Raw genomic sequence first — 21,322 nt, 5'->3', positions numbered from 1 at the left:
GCCTAGGTGACGTGACCACTAGAGTCGACACCAACGACGTCGAGGGGGATCAGGGCATGACAGCGGAGTCGGCGCCGAAGGAGCGCGTCCGGGACGCCGAGCGCACCCGCGCCGAGATCATCGAGGTGGCCACGCACGAGTTCGCCGACCAGGGCTACGCGGGCGCCCGGGTCGACGAGATCGCCGCGAAGACGCGCACCACGAAACGGATGATCTACTACTACTTCGGCGGCAAGGAAGGCCTGTACCTGGCGGTGCTCGAGGGCGCGTACCAGCGGATCCGCGCCTCCGAACAGGAACTCGACGTCGAGCATCTGGCACCCGTCGAGGCCCTGCGCCGCCTGGCCGAGACGACCTTCGACCATCACGAGCAACACCCCGATTTCGTACGCCTGGTCGCCATCGAGAACATCCACTACGCCAAACACCTGTCGAGCTCGTCGTCGCGCGAGGTGCTGGCCGCGCCGGCCCTGGAGGTCCTGTCGCGCATCATGGAGCGCGGCCGCGCCGCCGGCCTGTTCCGCGACGACCTGGACGCCCTGGACGTCCACATGATCATCAGCGCGTTCTGCGTCTTCCGGGGCGCCAACCGCTACACGTTCAAGGCCATGTTCGACCGTGACTTGTTCGACCCGCACCTGCGCGACCACCTGCGCGCCATGATCGGCGACCTGGTGGTCGCCCACGTCACGGCGGGCCGTCGGTGAAGACGTCGTCGATCCAGGACGTCCAGGTCGGCACGTCGCCGTCCCAGCGGACGGACCGCAGCACCTTGCGCCCCCGGCGGGCGAACGGAACGGAGTCCCGGCGCTCGCCCACCGTCAGCACGGCGCCGGCCCGGTCGGTGACGACGAGCCAGGACCAGGCCTCGCCGTCGCCGTCGATCTCGAACTCGACGTGCGCCTTCCACCGGCGGTTCGGGCTGGCCTTGGCGGCGCCGGTCCGCCGGTAGCGGCAGCCGTCGCGCAGGCACGCCTCGTACGCCGCCTCGATCGGGCCGGGGTCCCAGTTCAGGCCGGACCCCAGGGCCAGCATGTGGTCGCGCAGCCAGTCGAGGATGGCCCGGCGACGGTCGTCGTCGGGAAGGTCGAGGACCTTGCGGTCGTACGGGACCTCGTGCACCTCGCCCAGGCCCAGCGCCGACGTGGCGTGCAGGGGGGAGATGGCCGCCGGGCCGTCCAGGTCGGTGGGCAGGAACCGGACCCAGCTGGTCTTCGCGATCAGCGGCGGGCCGCCGGCCAGGTGCTCGCTGAACAGTTCGGTGACCACGGTGGCGCACTTGGCGTACCGGCCGGCGTCGGTGAGCGGGTGTCGCAGGCTGCGCGCCGGCACCATGACCGGGTTGGTGTCGACCGAGCGGAGGCGAATCATCGGTGCGTGAGCCACGGCTTCAGGGCCCGGTCGACCGCCACCTCGACCGCGGCCTGAACCTGGGCCGGGTCGCCCGGGTCGTCGACGTCCTCGAGCAGCACCTGCAGGGCGGCCGTGACGGCGCCGACGAAAGCACCGGTCATGGCGGCCGCGCCGACCTCGTCGAGCTCGCCGGGGAACGCGGCGGCCAGGTGGCGGGCGATCTCGCGCTGGGCGTCGAACTGGATCTGCAGGGCGCGCCCGCGCACCGACGGCACCTCGCGGATGAAGCGCAGGCGCAGCGCGGCCAGCCGTCCGGAGAGGTCGTCGCTGTCCTCGCCGACCGTGTGCAGCGCCCGCAGCAGTACCTCGGCCGGCCCGTCGCCGGGGCCGCGCTCCGCGATGGCCCGGACCGCGGCGTGCACCCGCAGGTCGCTCTCGGGGAAGAGCAGTTCCTCCTTGGCCGGGAAGTAGCTGAAGAACGTACGCGTACCGATCTCGGCCGCGGCCGCCACCTCGGCGATCGTGGTCGCCTCGAAGCCCTGCCTCTCGAACAGATCGGCCGCGGCCTCGACGAGGGCCTGGCGGGTGCGGGCGCGCTTGCGGTCGCGAAGGCTCACCGCCGTACCATATCGCACCGGATGCAAAGCAGCACTCGTTGCAAATCTGCACTGAGTGCGGTTAACGTCGGCGTCATGACTGAGCGCAGAGTTCTGATCTCGGGTGCCGGCATAGCGGGCAGCACCCTGGCGTACTGGATGGCCCGGACCGGCTGGCGGGTGACCGTGGTCGAAAAGGCGGCCGCGTTGCGGTCGAGCGGCAACCCGGTCGACGTACGACATCAAGCCGTCGACGTCGCGTCCGCCATGGGGATCACCGCGGCGCTGCGGGCGGCCGCGACCCACGCGACGGGCATGCGGGTGCTCGACGCGTCCGGCCGATCCGTGGCCCGGCTGCCGATGGACTCCGGCACCGAGATCCCGCGCGGCGACCTGGCGTCCCTCCTGTTCGAAGCGGCCGCCGCCGACGCCACGATCCTGATGGACGACACCGTCACGGAGCTGACCCAGGACGCCGGCGGCGTCGACGTGACATTCGCGCACGCGCGGCCCGCCCGTTTCGACCTCGTCGTCGGCGCCGACGGCCTGCACTCGACGGTGCGGCGGCTGGCCTTCGGCCCGGAACGCGACTTCGTCCAACACCTCGGCCTGTACGTGGCCACGGTGTCCCTCGGCGCCCCGTCGTGGAATCCCACCGAAGTGCTGCTCTACAACACCCCCGGCCGCCTGCTCTCCGTCCACCCCGGGCGCGGCGACGCCCTGGCCGCCTTCATCTTCCGGCACCCGTGGACGCCCGATCCCGGCCCGCGCGACCTCGTCACTTCCGCGTACGAGAACGCGGGCTGGCGAACGCGCGAACTGCTGACCCACCTGACCACCACCGACTTGTACTTCGACGCGGTGAGCCGGGTGTCCCTTCCTTCCTGGACCCGAGGCCGCGTAACGTTGCTGGGCGACGCCGCGTCCTGCGTCTCCCTGTTCGGCGACGGTTCCTCCCTGGCCATGGCGGGCGCGTACACCCTCGCCGCCGCCTTGACCGACGAGGCCGACGTGGCGACCGCCCTGCGCCGCTACGAGACCCGCCACCGCACACTGACCGACCCGAAGCAGCGCCACATCGGCCGCACCACAGGCCTACTGGTCCCACGCACCCGACCCGGCCTGACCGCCCGCAACGCCGCCGCCCGAGTCTGGTCGGCCCGCGCCGCCTGACATGCTGGTCATGGTGAACGCCCCATGGTCGGCCACATAGAGCACATCCCCGCGACAGAACCGCTGGGCGTTGACACTCCCAGATCCGCGGCAGGTCGCCGATACGCGGATAGCGCCACGTTGCCGCCAGCCGGTCGTCGAAGCACACGAGCATGTGCCGCGACAGCTCGCCCGGCCCGAACAACGCCTCGTCGAAATATCCGGCCGACCCCGACGGCATCGGGATCGGATGACCAACGGCCGTTCGCCGTGGGACGCAACATCGCGACTTGCCGCAGCGGCTGGACCGGAAATGGCAACAACGTCAGCCGCCGAGCGAGCTGGGGGTCCTGCTCGGCGCTCATCGCTTGGGCATCGTACCGGTACATTCTCGCCATGATCGAAGTTGCGCGGGTCTCCGCCGAGTCGCACGTCGCGCCGTCGTACTTCTACGAGCGGTGGTGCGACCTCGCCACTCATCAGGAGTGGAGCGCCAGCATGGAGTATCTGCGCCTGTCGGAGCCGCTGGCGGTCGGGGCGCGGGGCGTGTCCAAGCCGAACGACGGATCGCCGGCGCCGTTCATGGTGACGGCCTTGGAGCCGGGGAGTGTGTACGCGGACACGACCTTCCTGCGGGGTGCCCGGTTGACGGTGCATCACGAGGCTCGTCCGCTCGGTGAGGGCAGCCGGCTCGAGGTGCACGCCTACCTTCAGGGACGCCGGGCGCGGGTGTGGGCCCGGCGGATGGGCAACGACGTACAGCAATCTCTCAGTACGGACCTGGAGCGCCTGGTCGAGCTGGCTTCTCGTCGTGATCAGGCCGAACGGATGTGACGCAGGACACGTTACCGTGCGTACCCTGTCGGTGATGCCCATCGATCAGTGACGCCGGGAGGTCCACAGTGAGCACGGCACAGCGCGCCCAGCCCGACGAAATCACCACCTGGGAACGGATCCAGAAGGAGACACCGGCTTCGGTGGGCGCCCTGCTCCTCGACCGGGTGGCCCGCACGCCGGACGCCGAGGCGTACAAATGGCCGGTCGACGGGCGGTGGGAGTCGCAGACGTGGGCCGGCGTCGGTGAGATCGCCACCGAGATCGCGGCCGGACTGCTCGCCCTGGACCTCAAGCCCGAGGACCGTGTCTCGATCATGTCGGGGACGCGGGTCGAGTGGATCCACGCCGACCTGGGCATCATGTGCGCCGGCGGCGCCACCACCACGATCTACCCGACGTCGTCGGCCGAGGACGTGAAGCACATCCTCGCCGACTCGCACAGTCACATCGCGATCATCGAGAGCCCGGAGCACCTGTCCAAGGTCCTGTCCCCGGGCACCCTGGTCGAGCACGTCATCATGATCGACGGCCCGGTGCCGGCCGGCGAGTCCCGCGCGATGACCCTGGACGGCCTGCGCGCCCGCGGCCGGGCGCTGCTGGCCGAACGCCCGGACGCGGTCACCCGGGCCACGGCGGCGGTGACGGCCGACCACCTGGCCACGCTGATCTACACGTCGGGCACGACGGGCCGGCCCAAGGGCGTCCGCCTCCCGCACAGCCGCTGGACGTACGAGGCGGCCACGGCGAAGGCGATCGCGCTGATCGAGCCGGACGATCTGGGATACCTGTGGCTGCCCATGGCCCACTCGTTCGGCAAGGTGCTGCTGGCGGCGCAGCTCTCCATCGGCTATCCCACGGCGGTCGACGGCGACCTGACCAAAATCATCGACAACCTTCCCGTCGTACGGCCCACGGTGATGCCCGCCGTACCGCGAATCTTCGAAAAGGTCCACGCCGGTGTCGTGGCCACCGTGCACCGCGAGGGTGGCGTGAAGGCGCGCCTGTTCGACTGGGCGATCGGCGTCGGCCGCCGAGCGGTCCGTGCCCGCCGCCGTGGCGAAACCCCGGGCGCGCTGCTGACCAGGCAGTATGCTCTGGCCGACCGGATCGTGCTCAGCAAGGTCCGGGCTCGCTTCGGCGGCCGGATGCGGTACTTCATCTCCGGCGCCGCCCCGCTGTCCAGCGACATCGCCGAGTTCTTCGACGCGATCGGCCTGCCCATCCTGGAGGGATACGGCCTGACGGAATCGGCCGCCGGCTCCACGATCAACCGCAGCCACCACCTCGAATACGGCACGGTGGGGCTTCCCCTGCCCGGCACCGAGATCTCGATAGCGGCCGACGGCGAAATCCTGATCAAGGGCCCGGGCGTCATGGAGGGCTACCACGGCCTGCCCGACGCCAGCGCCACCATGCTCGAGGACGGCTGGCTCCACACCGGCGACATCGGCGAGATCACCCCTCGCGGCAACATCAAAATCACGGACCGCAAGAAAGATCTGATCAAAACCTCCGGCGGCAAGTACGTGGCCCCGCAGTCCCTGGAGACCCGCTTCGCGGCCCTGTGCCCGCTGTCGGCCCGCATAGTCGTCCACGGCGACGGCCGCCAGTACATCACGGCCCTGATCGACCTGGACCCCGACGCCACCAGAGCCTGGGCCGCCGAACACGGCGTGGCCGGCGCCACCCACGCCGAGATTGTCCGCCACCCCAAGACGGTGGCCGCCATCGACGGCTACGTGACCCAGCTGAACACCGAACTGGGCAAGTGGGAAACCATCAAACGCTTCACCATCCTCGAACGAAACCTGACCGTCGAGAACGGCGACCTGACCCCCTCTCTGAAGCTCCGCCGCCGCTACGTCGAACAGCACAACGCCCACCTGCTCGACAAGCTCTACATCGACTGACCAAGCCGCCCCGGCAGGAATTCACGATGCTCGGTGCGGAGCCGGTCGATACCGGGATCGGCTCCGCGCGGGCGCAGGTGGTCGATGACGCGCCACGCCTCGGCCAGCGCCTGCGAAAAAGATGCGATCTCAGCCGCATGCCGGCGCTGCTGGGCGGCCCGCACCTCTTCGAGCCGCCGGGCCCACCCCGCCGCGACCGCCTGAGCCCGCTCCGGATCGGCCCGCTGCCGCGCAGCCTCCGCCTGCCTGAAAGTCTCGACGTGCCGCCGCTCGGCTTCCGCCCCGGCCCGCCGTTCGGCTTCCGCCCCGGCCCGCCGCTCAGCTTCCGCCCCGGCCCGCCGTTCGGCTCCGGCTCGCTGTTCGGCTCCGGCTCGCTGTTCCGCTCCGGCCCAGGGTTCGGCTTCCGCCCAGGCTCGCTGTTCGGCTCCGGCGCGGTGTTCGGCTTCTGCCTCGGCTCGCTGTTCGGCTCCAGCTCGCCGTTCGGCTCCGGCCCGGGGTTCGGCTTCCGCCCAGGCTCGCTGTTCGGCTCCGGCGCGGTGTTCGGCTTCCGCCCAGGCTCGCTGTTCGGCCCCGGTCCGGTGTTCGGCATCCGCCCCGGTTCGCTGCTCGGCTCCGGCGTGGTGTTCGGCTCTTCGCTCGGCCGATGCTCCGGTGCGCCGCTTGGCCCTCGGGTAGACCTGCCACTCATCCCCAGGCCCAGCCTGCCGTCCGGGTGCGAGGCCAGTACGCCATTCACCCTCCGCTCCGGATCGCCGCTCCGCTTCGAGATCGGCCGGCAAGGCGGTCGGTGGTGAAGCGGCGCCGGAATGTAACTGCGTGGCGGTAGATGGGTGTAAAGCGGCGGTGGGCGGGTGGGTAGTAGCGCTCGTGGCGGTAGGCGGGTGGGGAGCAGCGCTGGGGGCGGTAGGCGGGTGGGGAGCAGCGCTGGGGGCGGTAGGCGGGTGAGGAGCGGTGCTGCTGGTGGTTGCGGGATTCGCGGCGGGGTCCGTGGGGGCCGGGCGATGTGGCGGGGGGTCGGGTGGGCGGCTGAGGCCGGGGCGCTGGTGGGGGACGATCGTGGCCATTGCTCGGCCGTGGTCGGTGATGGTGACGGGGCGGCCGGTCAGGGAGGCCACGCGTACCAGTTGGACGAAGCGGGTGCGGGCCTCGTGCACCGACACCTCGAAGTCGTGGTCGGACGGTGAGAAAGCTGCTGGCTGGGCCATGCGGACATGATGACCCCGGGGTATGACACTTTTCCGCCGACCGATGCAGAGCTTCTATGCATAAGCTGCTTGTACTCGATGTGGCGGACGAACTAGCGTCCCGCTCATGAGTGAACTGGTGGTCACCGACGCGATGCTGATGCGGGTGATGGCTCATCCGCTGAGGATGCGGATCGTCGGGTCGTTGCGGGTGGACGGGCCCGCCACCTCGGCGATTCTCGCGCGGCGGCTGGGCACCGACTCGGGGCAGGCCAGCCATCACCTGCGGCTTCTGGCCCGGCACGGGCTCGTGGTGGACGCGCCCGAGCTGGGGCGCGGCGCGCACGGGCGGGAGCGCTGGTGGAAAGCCGCTCACGTGTCGACGCGGTTCGGTGACGGCAGCCGGGAGGACGAGGTCGCCGTCGAGCGCGCCTCCCGGGAGGTGTGGGGTGCCTGGATCGAGACCTTTCACGCTCAGGTCGCGCAAGGCCGGTGGAGCCCGGAATGGCAGGCCGCGGGGGAGGGCTCCGATCAGGTCATCCGGACCACTCCGGAGCGGCTCGAGCGGCTCCGGGAACGGATCTGGCAGGCCGTCGAAGAGGCCCGCACCAATGAGCCGGGCGCCGAGCAGGTGCTCGTCGTCCTTCAGACCTACCCGCATCGCGCCTCGTGAACGCCTCGCTGTGGCGCAACCGGGAGTTCAATCTGCTGTGGACGTCGCAGACGCTCTCCGATCTCGGCGACGGCGTGGCCACCCTGGCGCTGGCCCTGCTCGTTCTGGTGCAGACCGGCGATCCGGTCAGCGCCGGGCTGGTCGGCACTCTCGCCTCGGTGGCGCGGCTCGTCTGCCGGTTGCCGGCCGGAGTGATCGCCGACCGGTTCGACCGGCGGCGGCTCATGCTCGCCTGTGATTGCGTACGGCTGCTGGCCTTCACGGTTTTGACAGTGGCCGTTGTCACCGGCCGGGCCTCGCTGCCCCTGATCATCGCGGCGGCGGTGTTCGACGCGGCTTTCGGGGCCCTTTTCGGTACGGCGGAGGACGCCTCCCTGCGCAGCATCGTGCCGATCGAGCAGTTGCCTGACGCGGTCGCGCGCAACGAGGCCCGTTCGTACGGCGCCATGCTGGCCGGCCCGCCTCTCGGCGGTCTCCTCTTCTCGGTGGGACACGCGGTTCCGTTCCTCGGAAACGCCGTCTCCTATCTGGTCTCGCTGGTGATGGTCGGCGCCATTCGCAAGCCGTTGCAGGCGCCGCGCGACAAGGATGTTCCGGTCAGGTTCGCCGAGGGTCTGCGGTTCGTTCTGACCCACCCGTTCCTGCGAATGCTGATGCTGATCGCGGCCCCGCTGAACTTCGCGATCGGCGGTGTCGTCTTCGCCGTCGTCGTGGCCCTGCAGAGCGGCGGCACCGCGCCGGCCGTCATCGGGCTCGTCGAAACCGTCGTCGCCGTGGGCGGCCTGCTCGGGGCCGTGGCCGCGCCCCGTCTTCAGCGCCGCCTCGGGCTGACGGTTCTGGTCCGGGTGATCTGCTGGCTGGCCGTCGTCCTGCTGGCGAGCGCCGCCCTGCTCACGTCGAGCGTCGCCGCCGCCGTTCCGCTGGCTCTGACCGTGTTTCTCGGGCCCGCCGGCAATGCCGCGCTCTTCGGCTATCAGGCCGCCATCACCCCCGACCACCTGCAGGGCCGTGTCGTCAGCGTGATCATGATGGCCGCCACGTCGATGGCGGCCCTCGCCCCGGTCGTCGCGGGCTCCCTCGTGGCCGCCTTCGGCGCCCCGACCGCCATCCTCGTTTTCGCCGGCTCGGTCGCGGTCTCCGCTCTGGGAGCCACTTTCGGTACGGGCTTGAGCCGCACCGCCGGCGAAAACCGGTGGAGCGCCGCTGCGGAGCGTTGTTAACGTCGCCGGGCCCATCCGGTGGCACCAGACGAGGAAAGCCGTTGTACAGCTAAGACATCTTCCCGGCGCGCGGCGCCGGGCTCTGCTCTCTGGAGCATTGACCTCCCGCATCGACCAGGCGAGTGCGGCCGGCCGTCGTGACACACGGCCCGCCCCTCGCTTCCCAGTCATGCGCGGAACTCCTCAGCGGAGCTGTGTCTCCGCACGGAATCGTCGTAGCAGATCGGCTTGTCCCTCAGTGACCACCAATCAGTGGCTGGTGAGTCCCACCGGCCTTCCCCTCATCAACCGCCGTTGCCGGCGCTGCCCGTCGGGGCGGTACCGCACGTACGGCAAATTCCGCGTCAACGCCAACCACAAGCTCCTCGACGTCTGGCTCCTGGCGTTGTGCGCCCGATGCGGGGAGACCATCAAATTGACAGTTCTGGAGCGGGTCACCGTCCGCGCCATCGACCCGTCCACGCTGACCCGCTTCCACGACAACGACCCCGAACTCGCGGCGACCGTGCTCGCCGATCCCGCGGTTCTGCGCCGGAACAACGTCTCCCTGGACTGGGACGGCGCGTGGACGCTCCGCCGGGAAAGGACCGATGCCCGGGCCGTCGACACCTCCATCCGCTTCGTCCGGCGGATTCCGGTCCGCCGGACGCGGCTGCTGTCGGCCGGTCTGGAGGTGCCGGGTCGCGAGGTGCGCCGGCTCATCGCCGAGGGCTTGCTCACCTCGGCCCACCGGCTGACCGGGAAATCGGCCGGCGACTTCAGCTTCACGCTCCGCCGGTCAGCCCAGGGGAGCCGTCGACTCGCGGGTGATCAGGCGGCAGGGGAGGGTCTCGGTTCCTGACGTGGGGTTGCCGTCGATGGCGGCGAAGAGGCGCTGGGCCGCGCGGCGGCCCAGTTCCTCCAACCGCATGTCGATGGTCGACAGGGGCGGGCGGGCGTTGGCCGCCAGCACCTCCCAGTTGTCGAAGCCGATGACGGCCACACGCCCCGGCACGTCCAGGTTTTCCTGGTGGAGCACGTCGAGGACACCGCGGGCGATCTCGTCGGAGCCGGCGAAGACGGCGTCGACCGTCGGGTCCTTCTGAAGCAGCATGCGGGTGGCGCCGCGGCCCCACGCCTCGGACCACATGCCGAACCAGACCTGGTCACCGGCCAGGCCCAGTCCCGCCTCGGCCAGGCGGGACTGGGCGCCGCGGGCCCGGTCCTGGGCGGCGCCGTAGGAGGGGTCGCCGGTGATGTGGGCGATCCGGGTGCGCCCGCACGCGATGAGGTGGTCGACCGCCAGACGGCCGGCCGCCTCGTTGTCGGTGACCAGGGACAGGTCTTCAGGATCATCGCTTGGTGAGTACGCGTAGACGACCGGCACGGGAAGGTCCCGGCCCAGCGACGGCCGGCTGTCGGGGCGGGCTCCCACGACTATGAGGCCGTCCACCCGCCGGGAGAGCAGGGCGCGCAGGTGGTGTTTCTCGCGGATGGCGTCCCCGCGGGCGTCGCAGAGGAAGACCGACACCTGGTCGGAGCCGAACGCGTCCTCGGCGCCCATCAGGATCGGGATGGAGAAGCGGCCCTCGAGGTCGGAGGTGAGCAGGCCGACGGTGCCGGTGCGGCCGCCGATCAGGGCCTGGGCCAGCGTGTTGGGCGAGAACGAGAGCTGGCTCGCCGCCTCCAGGACGCGGCTGCGGGTCTCCGCTTTCACCTGCGGCTGGCCGTTGAGGGCCTTGGAGGCCGTCGCCACCGACACACCGGCCAGGCGCGCCACGTCGCGCAGCGTGACCGGACGGGCCGAGCCATTCGATGTCATCAACGCCGGGCCTCCTCTCGTGAGCCAGTCCATCATGCCCAACGAGCGCCCGGGGCGTTCGCGGGACCGGAACGTGACTCCCTGGGGACACAGAGTTGACATGAGGGCGCTCAAGCCATAAACCTCTATGGACGCGAGCGCAAGGGGAGGGCCCGTGCCTACGAAGACGCGCGATTATTACGAAGTTCTCGGCGTGGCCAAGTCGGCCACCCCGGCCGAGATCCAGCGCGCTTACCGGGCCCTCGCCCGGCGGTTCCATCCCGACCTCAACCGGGAGACGGGCGCCGAGACCCGGTTCAAGCAGATCACCGAGGCGTACAACATCCTGTCCGACGAGCGGAAACGGGCGATGTACGACCTGGACCGCGGTCTCGGGGTGTCATCCGGGTCGGCGCAGTTCGGGTGGGGCGCGCGCATGCCGCGCTTCGACGCCGGCGTCGAGGTCCTCGAGATCTCGATCGAGGAGGCGTACGCCGGTGGCCGCCGCAACCTGACGCTGGAGTTCGGCACCGCCGTTCGGGTGGTCGAGGTCGACCTGCCGCCGGGCGTCGTCGACGGGCGGCGCATCCCGCTGCCCGGCATGGACATCTCGGTGACCGTCCGGATCGTCCCCCATCCGCGCTACCGCCTGCAGGGCCGCGACGTCTACGTCGACCTGCCGCTGGCGCCGTGGGAGGCCGCCCTGGGCGCGACAGTGCCCGTGGACACCCCGTCCGGCCCCGCGCAGGTGCAGGTGCCGGCGGGGTTGTCCTCGGGCCGCCGGGCGCGCCTGCGGGGCCGGGGCCTGCCCAACCCGGACGGTGTCGCCGGTGACCTCTACGCCGAGATCAGGATCGTGATGCCGCCCAAGCTCAGCGCGAGCGAGCGCCGCCGCTGGCAGAAACTCGCCAGCAGCTCAGACTTCGATCCGCGCGGCGTATAGGCCGAACGTGGTCCGCCGGCGCAGCCGGAACCCGATCGACTCGTACAGGCGGATCGCCGTCGCGTTCGCGGCCGACGTGTGCAGGAACGGCGTCTCGCCCCGCTCCCGGATGCCGTGGGCGACCGCCCGAACGAGCCGGGTGGCGAGGCCCCGCCCGCGGTGGGCGGCGTCCGTGCAGACCGCGCTGATCTCGGTCCAGCCCGGCGGGTGCAGCCGTTCGCCGGCCATGGCGACCAGCTTGCCGCCGTCCCGGAGGCCGAGGTAGCCGCCCAGTTCGATGGTGCGCGTCCGGAACGGTCCCGGGCGCGTGCGCTCGATCAGGTCGAGCACTTCGGGCACGTCGGCCGCGGTGAGCCGGACCGCTTCCGGCGCCGGCGCGTCCGCGAGGGTGTCGTCGACGAACTGCACGCCGGCCACCTCGTCGACGAGCCGCCATTCGGGGTGGGCGGCGGGTACCGGGCCGGCCACCGCCACCTCGGCGCCGGGCCCGGTCAGTTCGAGCAGGTCCTTCCAGGCGGCCGGGTCGTTCGGGTCGTCGAGGGCGTGGAACGGGGCCACGTCGGGCTGATAGCGCGCCGCTTGCCCGTACCGCTCGGCGAACCGGGCGTGCGGGCCGGTCAGCGACTCCCAGGCCGCGTTGTCCAGGACCGAGGTGCCCGGCGAGACGGTGGTCATCGCGGCGCCCGCAGACCGAGGTGGTCGCGCAGGGTGGGACCCGAATAGTCCGTCCGGAAGACGCCCTGTTCCTGAAGCAGCGGGACCACCTTGTCGGCGAACTCGTCCAGGCCGCCGGGCGTCACGTGCGGCACCAGGATGAAGCCGTCGCTGGCGTCGGCCTGAACCAGCTCGTTGATCGACGAGGCCACCGACGCGGGCGTGCCGATGAAGTTCTGCCGCCCGGTCACCTCGATGATCAGCTCCCGGATGGAGAGCTTCTCGGCCTCGGCCTTGGCGCGCCATTCGCCGGCCACCGCGATCGGGTCGCGGTGCATCCGTACGCTGGCCCGGCCCCGCGCGATGTGGTTGTCCGACACGTCGGGGTCGACCGTGGGCAGGGGGCCGTCCGGGTCGTACGAGCTCAGGTCCCGGTTCCACAGCTGCTCCAGGAACTTGATCGCGGTCGCCCCGCTGACCTGCTCGCGGCGGACGATCCGGGCCTTCTCCTGCGCCTCGGTCTCGGTGTCGCCGAGCACGAACGTGGCGGCCGGCAGAACCAGCAGCTCGTCGCGCTCGCGCCCGTACTTGGGCAGGCGGCCCTTGACGTCGGCGTAGAACGCCTGGCCCTCGGCGAGCGTGCCGTGCCGGCTGAAGATCGCGTCGGCGGTGGCCGCCGCGAACTCCCGTCCCGCGTCCGAGTCGCCGGCCTGCAGGATCACCGGGCGGCCCTGCGGGCTGCGCGGCACGTTGAACCGGCCGGCGATGTCGAAGTGGTCGTCCTGGTGTGCGAACGTGCCGGCCGACGGGTCACGAAGGAAGCCCTCGGGAGCCGGCACCGAGGCGAACAGCTCCTTGGCCGTCTCGAGGAACCGCGTGGCCCGGCTGTACCGGTCCGGCTCGGCCAGGAAGCCGCCGCGGCGGAAGTTCTCCCCGGTGAAGGCGTCCCACGAGGTCACCACGTTCCACGCGGCCCGGCCGTCGGAGAGGTGGTCGAGGCTGGCGAACTGCCGGGCCACCTCGTACGGCTCGTTGAACGTGGAGTTGATCGTGCCGGCCAGCCCGAGGTGGGTGGTGACCGCGGCCAGGGCGGCCAGGACGGTGAAGGTGTCGGGGCGGCCGACCACGTCCAGGTCGTAGATCTGGCCGCCCTGCTCGCGGAGCCGCAGGCCCTCGGCGAGGAAGAAGAAGTCGAACTTGGCCCGCTCGGCCGTCCGCGCCAGCTTGACGAAGGATTCGAATTCGATGTGGCTGCCGGCCTCGGGGTCGCTCCACACGGTGGTGTTGTTGACGCCCGGGAAGTGCGCGGCGAGGTGGATCTGCTTAGGCAACGGGTGCCTCCTGACGGTAGCGGTTCGCGGGCCGGCCGAGGCCGAGCAGGCCGCGCAGGGTCGCCGACTCGTACTCCTTGCGGAAGGCGCCGCGCAGCCGGAGCTCGGGCACCAGGGCGCGGGTGATGGCCTCCAGGTCGGCCGGCAGCCGGCCCGGCCGCAGCCGGAAGCCGGTCAGGCCCGCCGCCTGCCAGCTCAGCAGCAGGTCGGCCAGCTGGGCCGGGGTGCCGGTGAAGATCGAGGCGTCCGAGGTGTACGGGGTTCCGGCGAGCTCGTCCAGCCGGGCCTTGGCGTCGCGGGCGGCCTGCTCGCTGTCCTCCAGGAAGACGACGAGATCACCGAAGACGTGCGGGAGGGAGGACACCTGGGCCACGATCTGCCGGGCGTCGTCCACGTCGGCCGGCGTCACGTACACCAGATCGGCCGAGCCGGTCGCGAAGGCGTACGGGATGTCGGCGTGGGCCAGGGCCGTGACCAGCGGCTGGCCCTGCGGCGGCCGGGGCGTGATGGACGGGCCCTTCACGCTGAAGTACTTGCCGTCGAAGTCGATGTAGTGCAGCTTCTCCCGGTCGATGAACCGGCCGGTGGCGGCGTCGCGGATCTCCGCGTCGTCCTCCCAGCTGTCCCAGAGCCGGCGTACCACCTCGACGAAGTCGGCCGCCTCGGCGAAGTGTTCCCGGATCTCGGGGACCGTCCGCCGCCCGAAATGCGCGGCCTCGGCGGGGCGGGCGGAGAGTTGGACGCGCCATCCGGCGCGGCCGTGGCTCACGTAGTCGAGGGTGGCGAGAGCCTTGGAGACGTGGAACGGCTCGGTGTGCGTGACGGTCGCGGTCGGCACCAGCCCGATGTGCGAGGTCACCGGGGCGACCCGGGCCGCGATCAGCACGGCGTCGAGGCGGGCGCCGACACCGTTGTCGGCGATGCCGAGGGAGTCCTCGATGGTCACGAAGTCGAGCGTGCCGCGCTGGGCCTCGAGGACGAGTTCGGTCCAGTAGGGCGCTGTGAAGAGGTGTCCGGGCTGCGCGCCGGTGGAGCGCCAGGCGGCGGGGTGCCAGCCGGCGCCGTCGAGCGCGACGGCCAGATGCAGGGGTTGTGTCATGATCACTTACCTTCGATCGGGAGGCCGGGCGGGTTGATCTCGCCGGCGTCCACGGCCTCGTCGGCCAGGTTCCAGCGGTCGAGGATCTTCTTGTAGTCACCCGACCTGATCAGTTCGTCGAGAGCGGCCTGGTACGCCTTGACCAGGCCGTTGTCCTTCTTGGTGGTCAGCGCGATCAGGCCCTGCAGCGACGCGCCGGCGCCCGAGTACGTACCGGCGATCTCGGTCTCACCCGCCGTCGACACGTGGTAGGCCGAGGTCGGGTTCGGCCCGAGGTACAGGTCGATCGCGCCCGAGCCGAGGGCCAGGTAGGTCGCCTGGTTGGTCTGGTAGTACTTGATGTCGACCTTGGGCCGGCCGGCCTTGACGTTCTCCTCGCTCCACTCGACCAAAATCTTCTCTTGGTTCGTGCCGGAGCCGACCGCCACCTTCTTGCCGGCCACGTCGGCCGGGCCGGCAACCTTCAGGCCGGAGCCCTTCTTCGCCTCGAAGGCCAGCTCGTCCTTGCGGTAGGTGACGAAGTCGTACTTCTGCTTGCGCTCCTCGGTGACCGTGATGTTGGAGGCGCCGAGGTCGAACTTGCCGCTGTCCAAACCGATGAACAGGTTCTCCCACGACGTGTTCCGCAGGTCGGGCTCGAGGCCGAGGACGCCGGCGATGGCCACCGCGACGTCCGGCTCGCTGCCGATCAGCGTCTTGTTGTCGTCGGCGGTGAAGGCCAGCGGCGGGAAGCCGGAGCCGGCCGCGCCGACGCCGATGACCAGCTTGCCGTTCGCCCGGATCTTCTCGGGCACCAGCGCGGCGGCCGCGTCGACCTTGGCCGGGATGATCCGCTGCTGGTCGGGCGTGAGGTTGAGCTTGGTGGTCGTGGCGGCCCCTTCGACCCGGGCGGCGGCCGTGGGGGCCTCGTCCGGGGCCGAGCAACCGGCGAGCCCGGCGACGAGCGCGACGGTGGCGAACAGGGTTCTGCGGCGCATGGGGTGCTCCTAAACGAGAACTTTGGAAAGGAAGGCGCGGGTACGTTCGTGCCGGGGGTTGTCCAGAACCTCGGTCGGCGGCCCCTGCTCGACGATCCGGCCGCCGTCCAGGAAGACGACGGTGTCGGCGACCTCGCGGGCGAAGCCGATCTCGTGGGTCACCACGACCATCGTTGTTCCGGCCTCGGCCAGGTCCCGCATGACGTCGAGCACCTCGCCGACCAGCTCGGGGTCGAGCGCCGACGTCGGCTCGTCGAAGAGCACCAGCTTCGGGTCGAGCGCGAGGGCACGCGCGATCGCGACCCGCTGCTGCTGTCCGCCGGACAACTGCCGGGGATAGGAGTCCGCCTTGTCGGCGAGGCCGACACGCTCGAGCAGTTCCCGGGAATCCCGGGGGCCGCGGGCCTCGTCGACGTTCTGCCGGGCCGTCATGTGCGGGAACAGGTTGAACGTCTGGAAGACGAAGCCGATGTTGGCCCGCTGCTTGAGGACGAGCCGTTCCGGCAGCTCGTGCAGCTTGTCGCCGTCCTGGCGATAGCCGATGAGCTCACCGTCGACCCGTACCGTGCCCCGGTTGACTTTTTCGAGGTGATTGACGCAGCGCAGCAGGGTGGACTTGCCGGAGCCGGAGGGGCCGAGAATCACCGTGACGCTGCCGGCCGGAAGGCTGAGGCTGATGTCGCGCAACACTTCCAGCGACCCGAAGGACTTGTGGACGCCCCGAATCTCGATCATCGCCGGTACCCCTTGCCGAAGTGCCGCTCGGTGTAGTGCTGAAGGATCGACAGGACCGCGGTGAGGATCACGTACCAGACGGTCGCGACCAGCAGCAGCGGCACGACCCGCCCGTTGCGGCCGTAGATGACCTGCACCTGGTAGAACAGCTCGCCGATGGCCAGCACGTAGACCACCGACGTGCTCTTGAGCAGGTTGACCAGCTCGTTGGCGGCGTTCGGCAGGATCGCCCGCATGGCCTGCGGCAGCACGATCCGGCGGAACTGCCGCAGCCGCGGGATGCCGAGGGCGGCGGCCGCCTCCATCTGGCGCTGGTCGACCGAGAGGATGCCGGCCCGGACGATCTCGGCGGCGTACGCGGCCTCGTGCAGAGCCAGGCCGAGCAGGGCCGCACCGAACGCGCTGACCAGGCTGGAGGTCTCGAACTGCACGAAGCCGGGCCCGAACGGGATGCCGAGCTGCAGCTTGTCGTACAGGTAGCCGAGGTTGGCCCAGAACAGCAGCTGCACGATCAGCGGCACCGAGCGGAAGACCCAGATGAAGGTCCAGCTGACCGACGTGAGCACCGGGTTCTTCGACAGCCGCATCGGGGCGAGCAGGATGCCGCCGGCGAAGCCGAGGACCGCACCGGCGAGGGTGAGCTCCAGGGTGATCAGCAGCGCCCGCATCACCGACTCTTCGAAGAAGTAGCCGGCGAAGGTGCTCCAGTCCCAGCCGGGGTTGGTGGCCAGGCCGTGCACGAACTGGGCGACCAGCACGAGCACGGCGGCCGCGGCGACCCAGCGCCACGGATGGCGGGCGGGAACGATGGTGAGCTCGTCGCTTCGCGGTGACTGCACCGGCGCGCGAGCCGAGGACAGGAGACTCACGGGCGTCCCTCCGAGTCGGGCTGTTGCCACAGAACGCTAGGTGTGAATCGGCATTGCCTTCAAGTCCTATCGGCTCTATATGTTTTACGAAGTCGTCAACGGCCGGGACGTCACAAGGACGGCAGCGGCCAGCATTCCGGCGCAGATCGCCAGGCCGTACGTGAGGGAGTCGCGGCCGAGCGACGCGAGCACCACGCCGGTCACCGCGGCCGTCCCGATGGTGGCCGCGACACGCTGGGCTTGCTGCAACAACGCGGCCGCCAGCCCGGCCGCGCCGATCGGTGCGTAGGCGAGCGTCAGGGCCTGGTTAGGGGAGATGATCACGCCGCCGGCGGCGCCGTTGACGAGTTGGGTGGCCGCGAGCGCGAGCCCGAGGTGGGTCTCCGGGGTGAACTGCACTATGAGCGCGGTGGCGACGACTGTGACAAGTGCGACGACCAGTGCCCATTGGACACTGCGCCGGCCGTAGCGGCCCAGGATCCGCCAGCCGACGGCCGAGAACGCCGCGAAGCCCAGGGCGCTCGGCAGTACGGTCAGCGCCGCGTGCAGCGGCGACCAGCCCAGGCCCTCCTGCAGGTAGAGCGTGATGGCCAGCGAGGCCGCGAGCGACGAGCCGAACTGGAACATCGCGATCAGCGTGCCGTTGCGGAAGCCGCGCTCGCGGATCAGCGCGGGCAGCAGGATCGGGGTGCCACGGTAGCGCCGCTCCCAGATGATCAGGAGGGCGATGAGGGCGGGCGTCGTCGCCAGCAGCCAGCCGGTGCCGGGAACGGTGAAGGGCAGCAGCACGCTCAGCGTTGCCGCCCCGAGCAGCGCGAGCCCCATCGGATCCAGGCTTGTCCGATGCGATCCGGCGGTCCGCGGAAAGTAGCGGATGGCCAACGGGATGGTGATCAAGCCGAACGGCACGTTCAGGAGCAGGACGTAACGCCAGCCGACGGTGTCGATCAGTACGCCGCCGACCAGTGGGCCGATCACCCCGGCGATGCCGCCGACCAGGGCGTACGCGCCGAGCGCCCGAGTCCGCTCGCGGCCGGTGAACATCTCCTGGAAGATGCCGAGGACCTGCGGGTTGACCGTGCCGGCGCCGACGCCCTGCAGCAGCCGCGCGACCGCGACCACCCACGCCTCCTGTGCGGTGCCGGCGACGATCGCGGCCAGGCAGAACAGCGTGATCCCGCCGACGAACAGCCACTTGCGGCCGTGCGCGTCGCCGATCCGGCCGGCCGGCACGAGAGCCAGGCCGAAGGTGAGCGAGTAGCCCGCGATGATCCATTGCACCGAGCCCGATCCGGCGTCGAGGGAGTCGCGCAGGGCGGGCACGGCGGTGTTGAGGCTGGACTGATCGAGCAGCGTGGTGAACGCCGCGGCGAGGCAGAGGGCCATCGCCGGAGCGGGGGCGACTTTGTGAGAAAGGGCTGTCACCCCTTGCTTATATCCCATAGAGCCTATAGGAAAAAGAGAGTCCGTTCCGATGGAGGTATCGATGCGTCACCGTTCCTGGCTCGCCGCGGCTGCGTCTCTCGCGCTGCTGGCGGGCTGCTCCTCCAGCGGCGGCACCGCCACCGACGCCGGTGCTCCGGTCTCCGGCGGCTCCCTGAACTGGGCCGTGGAGACCGAGCCGATCACCCTGAACCCGCATCAGTACGCGCAGGCCAAGGCGCGCCTGCTCGTCTGGAACAACTTCGAGGCCCTGCTCACCCACGACGACAAGGGTGGATACGTGCCCTGGCTCGCCACCGGGTACGAGGCCTCGCCCGACGGCAAGACCTACACCGTCAAGCTACGCACCGGCGTCACCTTCAGCGACGGCACCAAGTTCGACGCGGCCGCGGTCAAGGCCAACGTGGACCAGCTGCTGGCCGACGGCTACGCGCCGGCCGTCGCCGCCGTACAGCTCAAGAACCTCAAGAGCGTCGAGGTCGTCGACCCGGCCACCATCAAGTACAACCTCAAGCAGCCGGACGTGCTGATCCTGGACTTCCTCTCCTCGCCGCAGGGCGCGATCGTCTCGCCCAAGTCGCTCAAGGAGGCCAAGAACCTCAAGGCGGGCGGCCCGGAGCTGGCGGGCACCGGGCCGTTCATTCTCGACAAGTACACGCCCGGCCAGGAGCTGCACTACGTCAAGAACCCCGACTACAACTGGGCGCCGGCCAACGCGGGCCACACCGGCCCGGCGTACCTCGACGAAGTGACCTACCGCTTCCTCAAGGAGTCGTCGGTGCGGGTGGGCGCGCTGACCTCGGGCCAGGTTCAGGTGATCGAGGGCGTGCCCGCGACCGACCAGGCGCAGATCACCGCCAACCCGCAGCTGACCCTGAGCAAGGGACTCAACTCGGGCTCGGCCTACTCGTACTACTTCAACACCTCGCACGCGCCGTTCGACGACGTCCGGGTCCGGCGGGCGTTCCGTGACGCGCTCGACGTCGGCACCGTCCTGCAGGGCGTCTACCGGGGCACGGCCACCCGCGCCTGGAGCGTCATCTCGCCGACCAGCCCGCTCTACTCGGCCGAGCTCGAGGGTTCCTATGGCAACAACGCGGCGAAGGCGAACTCCGAGCTCGACGCGGCTGGGTGGGCCACGCGGGACGCCGACGGATATCGCACCAAGGACGGCAAGCGGCTGACCGCCCGGCTCGTGCAGTCGGCGCCGTTCGTCCGCGACCGCCGCGACATCCTGGCCCAGGCCGTGCAGGCCGCGGTCAAGCAGAGCGCCGGCATCGACCTGAAGGTGTCGGTGGTCGACCAGGGCACCGCCACCAAGGCGATCGAGGACAACGAGTACGAGGTCTTCGACAACTCCCGGGCCGACACCGACGCCGGGGCCGCGCTCAACCTGCTGCTGCGCTCCGACGGCGCCATCAACCGCACCGGCGTCAAGGACCCCCGGCTCGACTCGCTGCTGGCGGCGGGCGAGGCCGGCGGGGATCGCGCCCAGACGTACGGGGAAATCCAGCGGAAGGTCGTCGCCGAGGACGCGCTGATCCAGCCGCTCTACGCGCCGGCCGACCAGATCGCCTCGGCCAAGAACGTCGGCGGCCTCGGCTTCGAGCCGACCGCCGGGGTGCCGGGCAACGCGTACAACGTCTGGCTGAGCAAATGATGGTGCTCCGCCGCGTCGGCACCGGCCTCGTGGTCCTGTGGGCCGCCGCCACGGCGGCCTACCTGGCCCTGCTGGCCGCGCCCGGGGACACGGTCGACGCCATCATCGGCGACGGCGCCGACACACCCCTGATCCGGTCGCAGATCATCCAGGAGTGGCACCTCGACCGCCCGGCCGTCGTGCAGTACCTCGACTTCCTCTGGCGAGCGCTGCACGGCGACCTGGGCCGCTCCTATCTGCTGCAGCGGCCGGTCGCGGAGGTCATCGGGGGCCAGCTGGCCCCGACCCTGACGCTGGCCTTCAGCGCCGGCCTGCTCGGCATCGTCCTGGCCCTGGTGCTGGCGGTCACCACCCGCCGGCCCTGGGCCCGCCGGGCCAGCTCCACCCTCGAGCTGGTCCTGGTCTCGACCCCGCCCTTCCTGATCGGGATCGTGCTGCTGAGCGTCTTCTCGTTCCGGCTGGGCCTGTTCCCGGTCTCCGGCGACCAGGGCGTGGCGGCCCTGGTGCTGCCGGCGATCACGCTGGCCCTGCCGGTGGCCGGGGTGCTCACCCAGGTGCTGCGCGACGGCATCGACCGGGCCCTGGAGGAGCCGTTCGTGGTCACCGCCCGGGCCCGCGGGCTGTCCGAGCGGGCCGTGCTCGTCCGGCACGCCCTGCGGCACGCGCTGCTGCCGACCGTGACGCTGATCGGCTGGCTGTTCGGCATCCTGCTCGGCGGCGCCGTGATCATCGAGACCGTCTTCGGCCGGCCCGGGCTGGGCCAGGTGACGCTGAACGCGGTCACCAGCGAGGACATGCCGGTCGTGCTGGCCGTGGTGGTCTTCTCGGCCTTCGTCTACGTGCTGCTCAACACCCTGGCCGACCTCGCGTACCTGATCATCGACCCTCGGCTGCGGAGGAGCTGAC

The 21,322-nt window shown here is 70.7% G+C and carries 21 protein-coding genes; 11 read left to right on the top strand and 10 right to left on the bottom strand.

The window, feature by feature from the left end; genetic code table 11:
* Positions 1–11: 11 nt before the first annotated feature.
* Positions 12–707, top strand: a complete 696-nt coding sequence (locus AB0C26_RS37270) for a TetR/AcrR family transcriptional regulator (RefSeq protein ID WP_360257441.1) — start codon at positions 12–14, stop codon at positions 705–707.
* On the opposite strand, the gene AB0C26_RS37265 is transcribed toward AB0C26_RS37270, so the two are convergent.
* The gene (locus AB0C26_RS37265) at positions 688–1,371 is read right to left on the bottom strand and encodes a hypothetical protein (RefSeq protein WP_360257439.1); all 684 of its coding nucleotides are present in this window, start codon (positions 1,369–1,371) and stop codon (positions 688–690) included. The genes AB0C26_RS37270 and AB0C26_RS37265 overlap by 20 nt on opposite strands.
* On the bottom strand, positions 1,368–1,970 hold the full coding sequence (locus AB0C26_RS37260) for a TetR family transcriptional regulator (RefSeq protein ID WP_360257436.1): 603 nt from the start codon (positions 1,968–1,970) through the stop codon (positions 1,368–1,370). Before AB0C26_RS37260 ends, AB0C26_RS37265 begins: the two co-directional genes overlap by 4 nt.
* A 75-nt stretch (positions 1,971–2,045) precedes the next feature.
* On the opposite strand from AB0C26_RS37260, the gene AB0C26_RS37255 reads away from it, so the two are divergent.
* The 7 genes from AB0C26_RS37255 to AB0C26_RS37225 all read left to right on the top strand — a co-directional run bounded on the left by AB0C26_RS37255 (position 2,046) and on the right by AB0C26_RS37225 (position 9,766).
* Entirely contained in the window at positions 2,046–3,122 is a 1,077-nt protein-coding gene (locus tag AB0C26_RS37255) for an FAD-dependent monooxygenase (RefSeq protein ID WP_360257434.1), read from the top strand.
* A gap of 375 nt (positions 3,123–3,497) precedes the next feature.
* Positions 3,498–3,935 carry a hypothetical protein gene (locus tag AB0C26_RS37250; protein WP_360257432.1) on the top strand — a complete coding sequence of 146 codons (438 nt, stop codon included), beginning with the start codon at positions 3,498–3,500 and terminating at the stop codon, positions 3,933–3,935.
* A 68-nt stretch (positions 3,936–4,003) separates the two neighbouring features.
* The gene (locus AB0C26_RS37245) at positions 4,004–5,848 is read left to right on the top strand and encodes a long-chain fatty acid--CoA ligase (RefSeq protein ID WP_360257430.1); all 1,845 of its coding nucleotides are present in this window, start codon (positions 4,004–4,006) and stop codon (positions 5,846–5,848) included.
* 26 nt (positions 5,849–5,874) lie between these two features.
* Entirely contained in the window at positions 5,875–6,642 is a 768-nt protein-coding gene (locus AB0C26_RS37240; RefSeq protein ID WP_360257428.1) for a hypothetical protein, read from the top strand.
* 517 nt (positions 6,643–7,159) lie between these two features.
* Positions 7,160–7,705 (top strand): helix-turn-helix domain-containing protein, encoded by a 546-nt coding sequence (locus AB0C26_RS37235; protein WP_360257426.1) that lies wholly within the window; start codon positions 7,160–7,162, stop codon positions 7,703–7,705.
* On the top strand, positions 7,702–8,925 hold the full coding sequence (locus AB0C26_RS37230; RefSeq protein ID WP_360257423.1) for an MFS transporter: 1,224 nt from the start codon (positions 7,702–7,704) through the stop codon (positions 8,923–8,925). Before AB0C26_RS37235 ends, AB0C26_RS37230 begins: the two co-directional genes overlap by 4 nt.
* 238 nt (positions 8,926–9,163) lie before the next feature.
* A complete protein-coding gene (locus AB0C26_RS37225; protein WP_360257420.1) occupies positions 9,164–9,766 on the top strand; it encodes a DUF1062 domain-containing protein in 603 nt (200 codons plus the stop codon).
* On the opposite strand, the gene AB0C26_RS37220 is transcribed toward AB0C26_RS37225, so the two are convergent.
* The gene (locus tag AB0C26_RS37220; RefSeq protein ID WP_360257418.1) at positions 9,704–10,726 is read right to left on the bottom strand and encodes a LacI family DNA-binding transcriptional regulator; all 1,023 of its coding nucleotides are present in this window, start codon (positions 10,724–10,726) and stop codon (positions 9,704–9,706) included. The genes AB0C26_RS37225 and AB0C26_RS37220 overlap by 63 nt on opposite strands.
* Before the next feature lie 154 nt (positions 10,727–10,880).
* Here AB0C26_RS37220 and AB0C26_RS37215 point away from each other — a divergent pair, with 154 nt between their 5' ends.
* The gene (locus AB0C26_RS37215; RefSeq protein ID WP_360257416.1) at positions 10,881–11,648 is read left to right on the top strand and encodes a DnaJ C-terminal domain-containing protein; all 768 of its coding nucleotides are present in this window, start codon (positions 10,881–10,883) and stop codon (positions 11,646–11,648) included.
* Here the strand turns inward: AB0C26_RS37215 and AB0C26_RS37210 are convergent.
* The 7 genes from AB0C26_RS37210 to AB0C26_RS37180 all read right to left on the bottom strand — a co-directional run bounded on the left by AB0C26_RS37210 (position 11,622) and on the right by AB0C26_RS37180 (position 18,738).
* Entirely contained in the window at positions 11,622–12,323 is a 702-nt protein-coding gene (locus tag AB0C26_RS37210; protein ID WP_360257414.1) for a GNAT family N-acetyltransferase, read from the bottom strand. The genes AB0C26_RS37215 and AB0C26_RS37210 overlap by 27 nt on opposite strands.
* Positions 12,320–13,633, bottom strand: a complete 1,314-nt coding sequence (locus tag AB0C26_RS37205) for an NtaA/DmoA family FMN-dependent monooxygenase (protein ID WP_360257411.1) — start codon at positions 13,631–13,633, stop codon at positions 12,320–12,322. The genes AB0C26_RS37210 and AB0C26_RS37205 overlap by 4 nt, the downstream gene beginning before the upstream one ends.
* The gene (locus AB0C26_RS37200) at positions 13,626–14,732 is read right to left on the bottom strand and encodes an LLM class flavin-dependent oxidoreductase (RefSeq protein WP_360257409.1); all 1,107 of its coding nucleotides are present in this window, start codon (positions 14,730–14,732) and stop codon (positions 13,626–13,628) included. Before AB0C26_RS37200 ends, AB0C26_RS37205 begins: the two co-directional genes overlap by 8 nt.
* A 2-nt stretch (positions 14,733–14,734) precedes the next feature.
* Positions 14,735–15,709, bottom strand: a complete 975-nt coding sequence (locus AB0C26_RS37195) for an ABC transporter substrate-binding protein (RefSeq protein ID WP_360257407.1) — start codon at positions 15,707–15,709, stop codon at positions 14,735–14,737.
* A 9-nt stretch (positions 15,710–15,718) separates the two neighbouring features.
* Positions 15,719–16,444 carry an amino acid ABC transporter ATP-binding protein gene (locus tag AB0C26_RS37190; protein ID WP_360257405.1) on the bottom strand — a complete coding sequence of 242 codons (726 nt, stop codon included), beginning with the start codon at positions 16,442–16,444 and terminating at the stop codon, positions 15,719–15,721.
* Positions 16,441–17,313 carry an amino acid ABC transporter permease gene (locus AB0C26_RS37185; RefSeq protein ID WP_360257403.1) on the bottom strand — a complete coding sequence of 291 codons (873 nt, stop codon included), beginning with the start codon at positions 17,311–17,313 and terminating at the stop codon, positions 16,441–16,443. Before AB0C26_RS37185 ends, AB0C26_RS37190 begins: the two co-directional genes overlap by 4 nt.
* A gap of 84 nt (positions 17,314–17,397) precedes the next feature.
* Entirely contained in the window at positions 17,398–18,738 is a 1,341-nt protein-coding gene (locus tag AB0C26_RS37180) for an MFS transporter (RefSeq protein WP_360257401.1), read from the bottom strand.
* 61 nt (positions 18,739–18,799) lie between these two features.
* Between AB0C26_RS37180 and AB0C26_RS37175 the strand changes: the two genes are divergently transcribed.
* Positions 18,800–20,416 (top strand): ABC transporter substrate-binding protein, encoded by a 1,617-nt coding sequence (locus AB0C26_RS37175; RefSeq protein WP_360257398.1) that lies wholly within the window; start codon positions 18,800–18,802, stop codon positions 20,414–20,416.
* On the top strand, positions 20,413–21,321 hold the full coding sequence (locus AB0C26_RS37170; RefSeq protein ID WP_360257395.1) for an ABC transporter permease: 909 nt from the start codon (positions 20,413–20,415) through the stop codon (positions 21,319–21,321). The genes AB0C26_RS37175 and AB0C26_RS37170 overlap by 4 nt, the downstream gene beginning before the upstream one ends.
* Position 21,322: the final 1 nt, after the last annotated feature.

The sequence above is a fragment of the Actinoplanes sp. NPDC048796 genome (assembly GCF_040650035.1).
Taxonomy (GTDB): Bacteria; Actinomycetota; Actinomycetes; order Mycobacteriales; family Micromonosporaceae; genus Actinoplanes.
Note: the sequence above shows the minus strand (reverse complement) of the source record. Positions and strands in the feature narration are given on the sequence as shown.

What these genes read in the sequence shown, in the direction of transcription:
- AB0C26_RS37265 (WP_360257439.1), bottom strand. Translation starts at nt 1,371, where the DNA reads ATGATTCGCCTCCGCTCGGTCGACACCAACCCGGTCATGGTGCCGGCG.
- AB0C26_RS37255 (WP_360257434.1), top strand. Translation starts at nt 2,046, where the DNA reads ATGACTGAGCGCAGAGTTCTGATCTCGGGTGCCGGCATAGCGGGCAGC.
- AB0C26_RS37250 (WP_360257432.1), top strand. Translation starts at nt 3,498, where the DNA reads ATGATCGAAGTTGCGCGGGTCTCCGCCGAGTCGCACGTCGCGCCGTCG.
- AB0C26_RS37240 (WP_360257428.1), top strand. Translation starts at nt 5,875, where the DNA reads ATGCTCGGTGCGGAGCCGGTCGATACCGGGATCGGCTCCGCGCGGGCG.
- AB0C26_RS37235 (WP_360257426.1), top strand. Translation starts at nt 7,160, where the DNA reads ATGAGTGAACTGGTGGTCACCGACGCGATGCTGATGCGGGTGATGGCT.
- AB0C26_RS37220 (WP_360257418.1), bottom strand. Translation starts at nt 10,726, where the DNA reads ATGACATCGAATGGCTCGGCCCGTCCGGTCACGCTGCGCGACGTGGCG.
- AB0C26_RS37210 (WP_360257414.1), bottom strand. Translation starts at nt 12,323, where the DNA reads ATGACCACCGTCTCGCCGGGCACCTCGGTCCTGGACAACGCGGCCTGG.
- AB0C26_RS37200 (WP_360257409.1), bottom strand. Translation starts at nt 14,732, where the DNA reads ATGACACAACCCCTGCATCTGGCCGTCGCGCTCGACGGCGCCGGCTGG.
- AB0C26_RS37195 (WP_360257407.1), bottom strand. Translation starts at nt 15,709, where the DNA reads ATGCGCCGCAGAACCCTGTTCGCCACCGTCGCGCTCGTCGCCGGGCTC.
- AB0C26_RS37190 (WP_360257405.1), bottom strand. Translation starts at nt 16,444, where the DNA reads ATGATCGAGATTCGGGGCGTCCACAAGTCCTTCGGGTCGCTGGAAGTG.
- AB0C26_RS37175 (WP_360257398.1), top strand. Translation starts at nt 18,800, where the DNA reads ATGCGTCACCGTTCCTGGCTCGCCGCGGCTGCGTCTCTCGCGCTGCTG.
- AB0C26_RS37170 (WP_360257395.1), top strand. Translation starts at nt 20,413, where the DNA reads ATGATGGTGCTCCGCCGCGTCGGCACCGGCCTCGTGGTCCTGTGGGCC.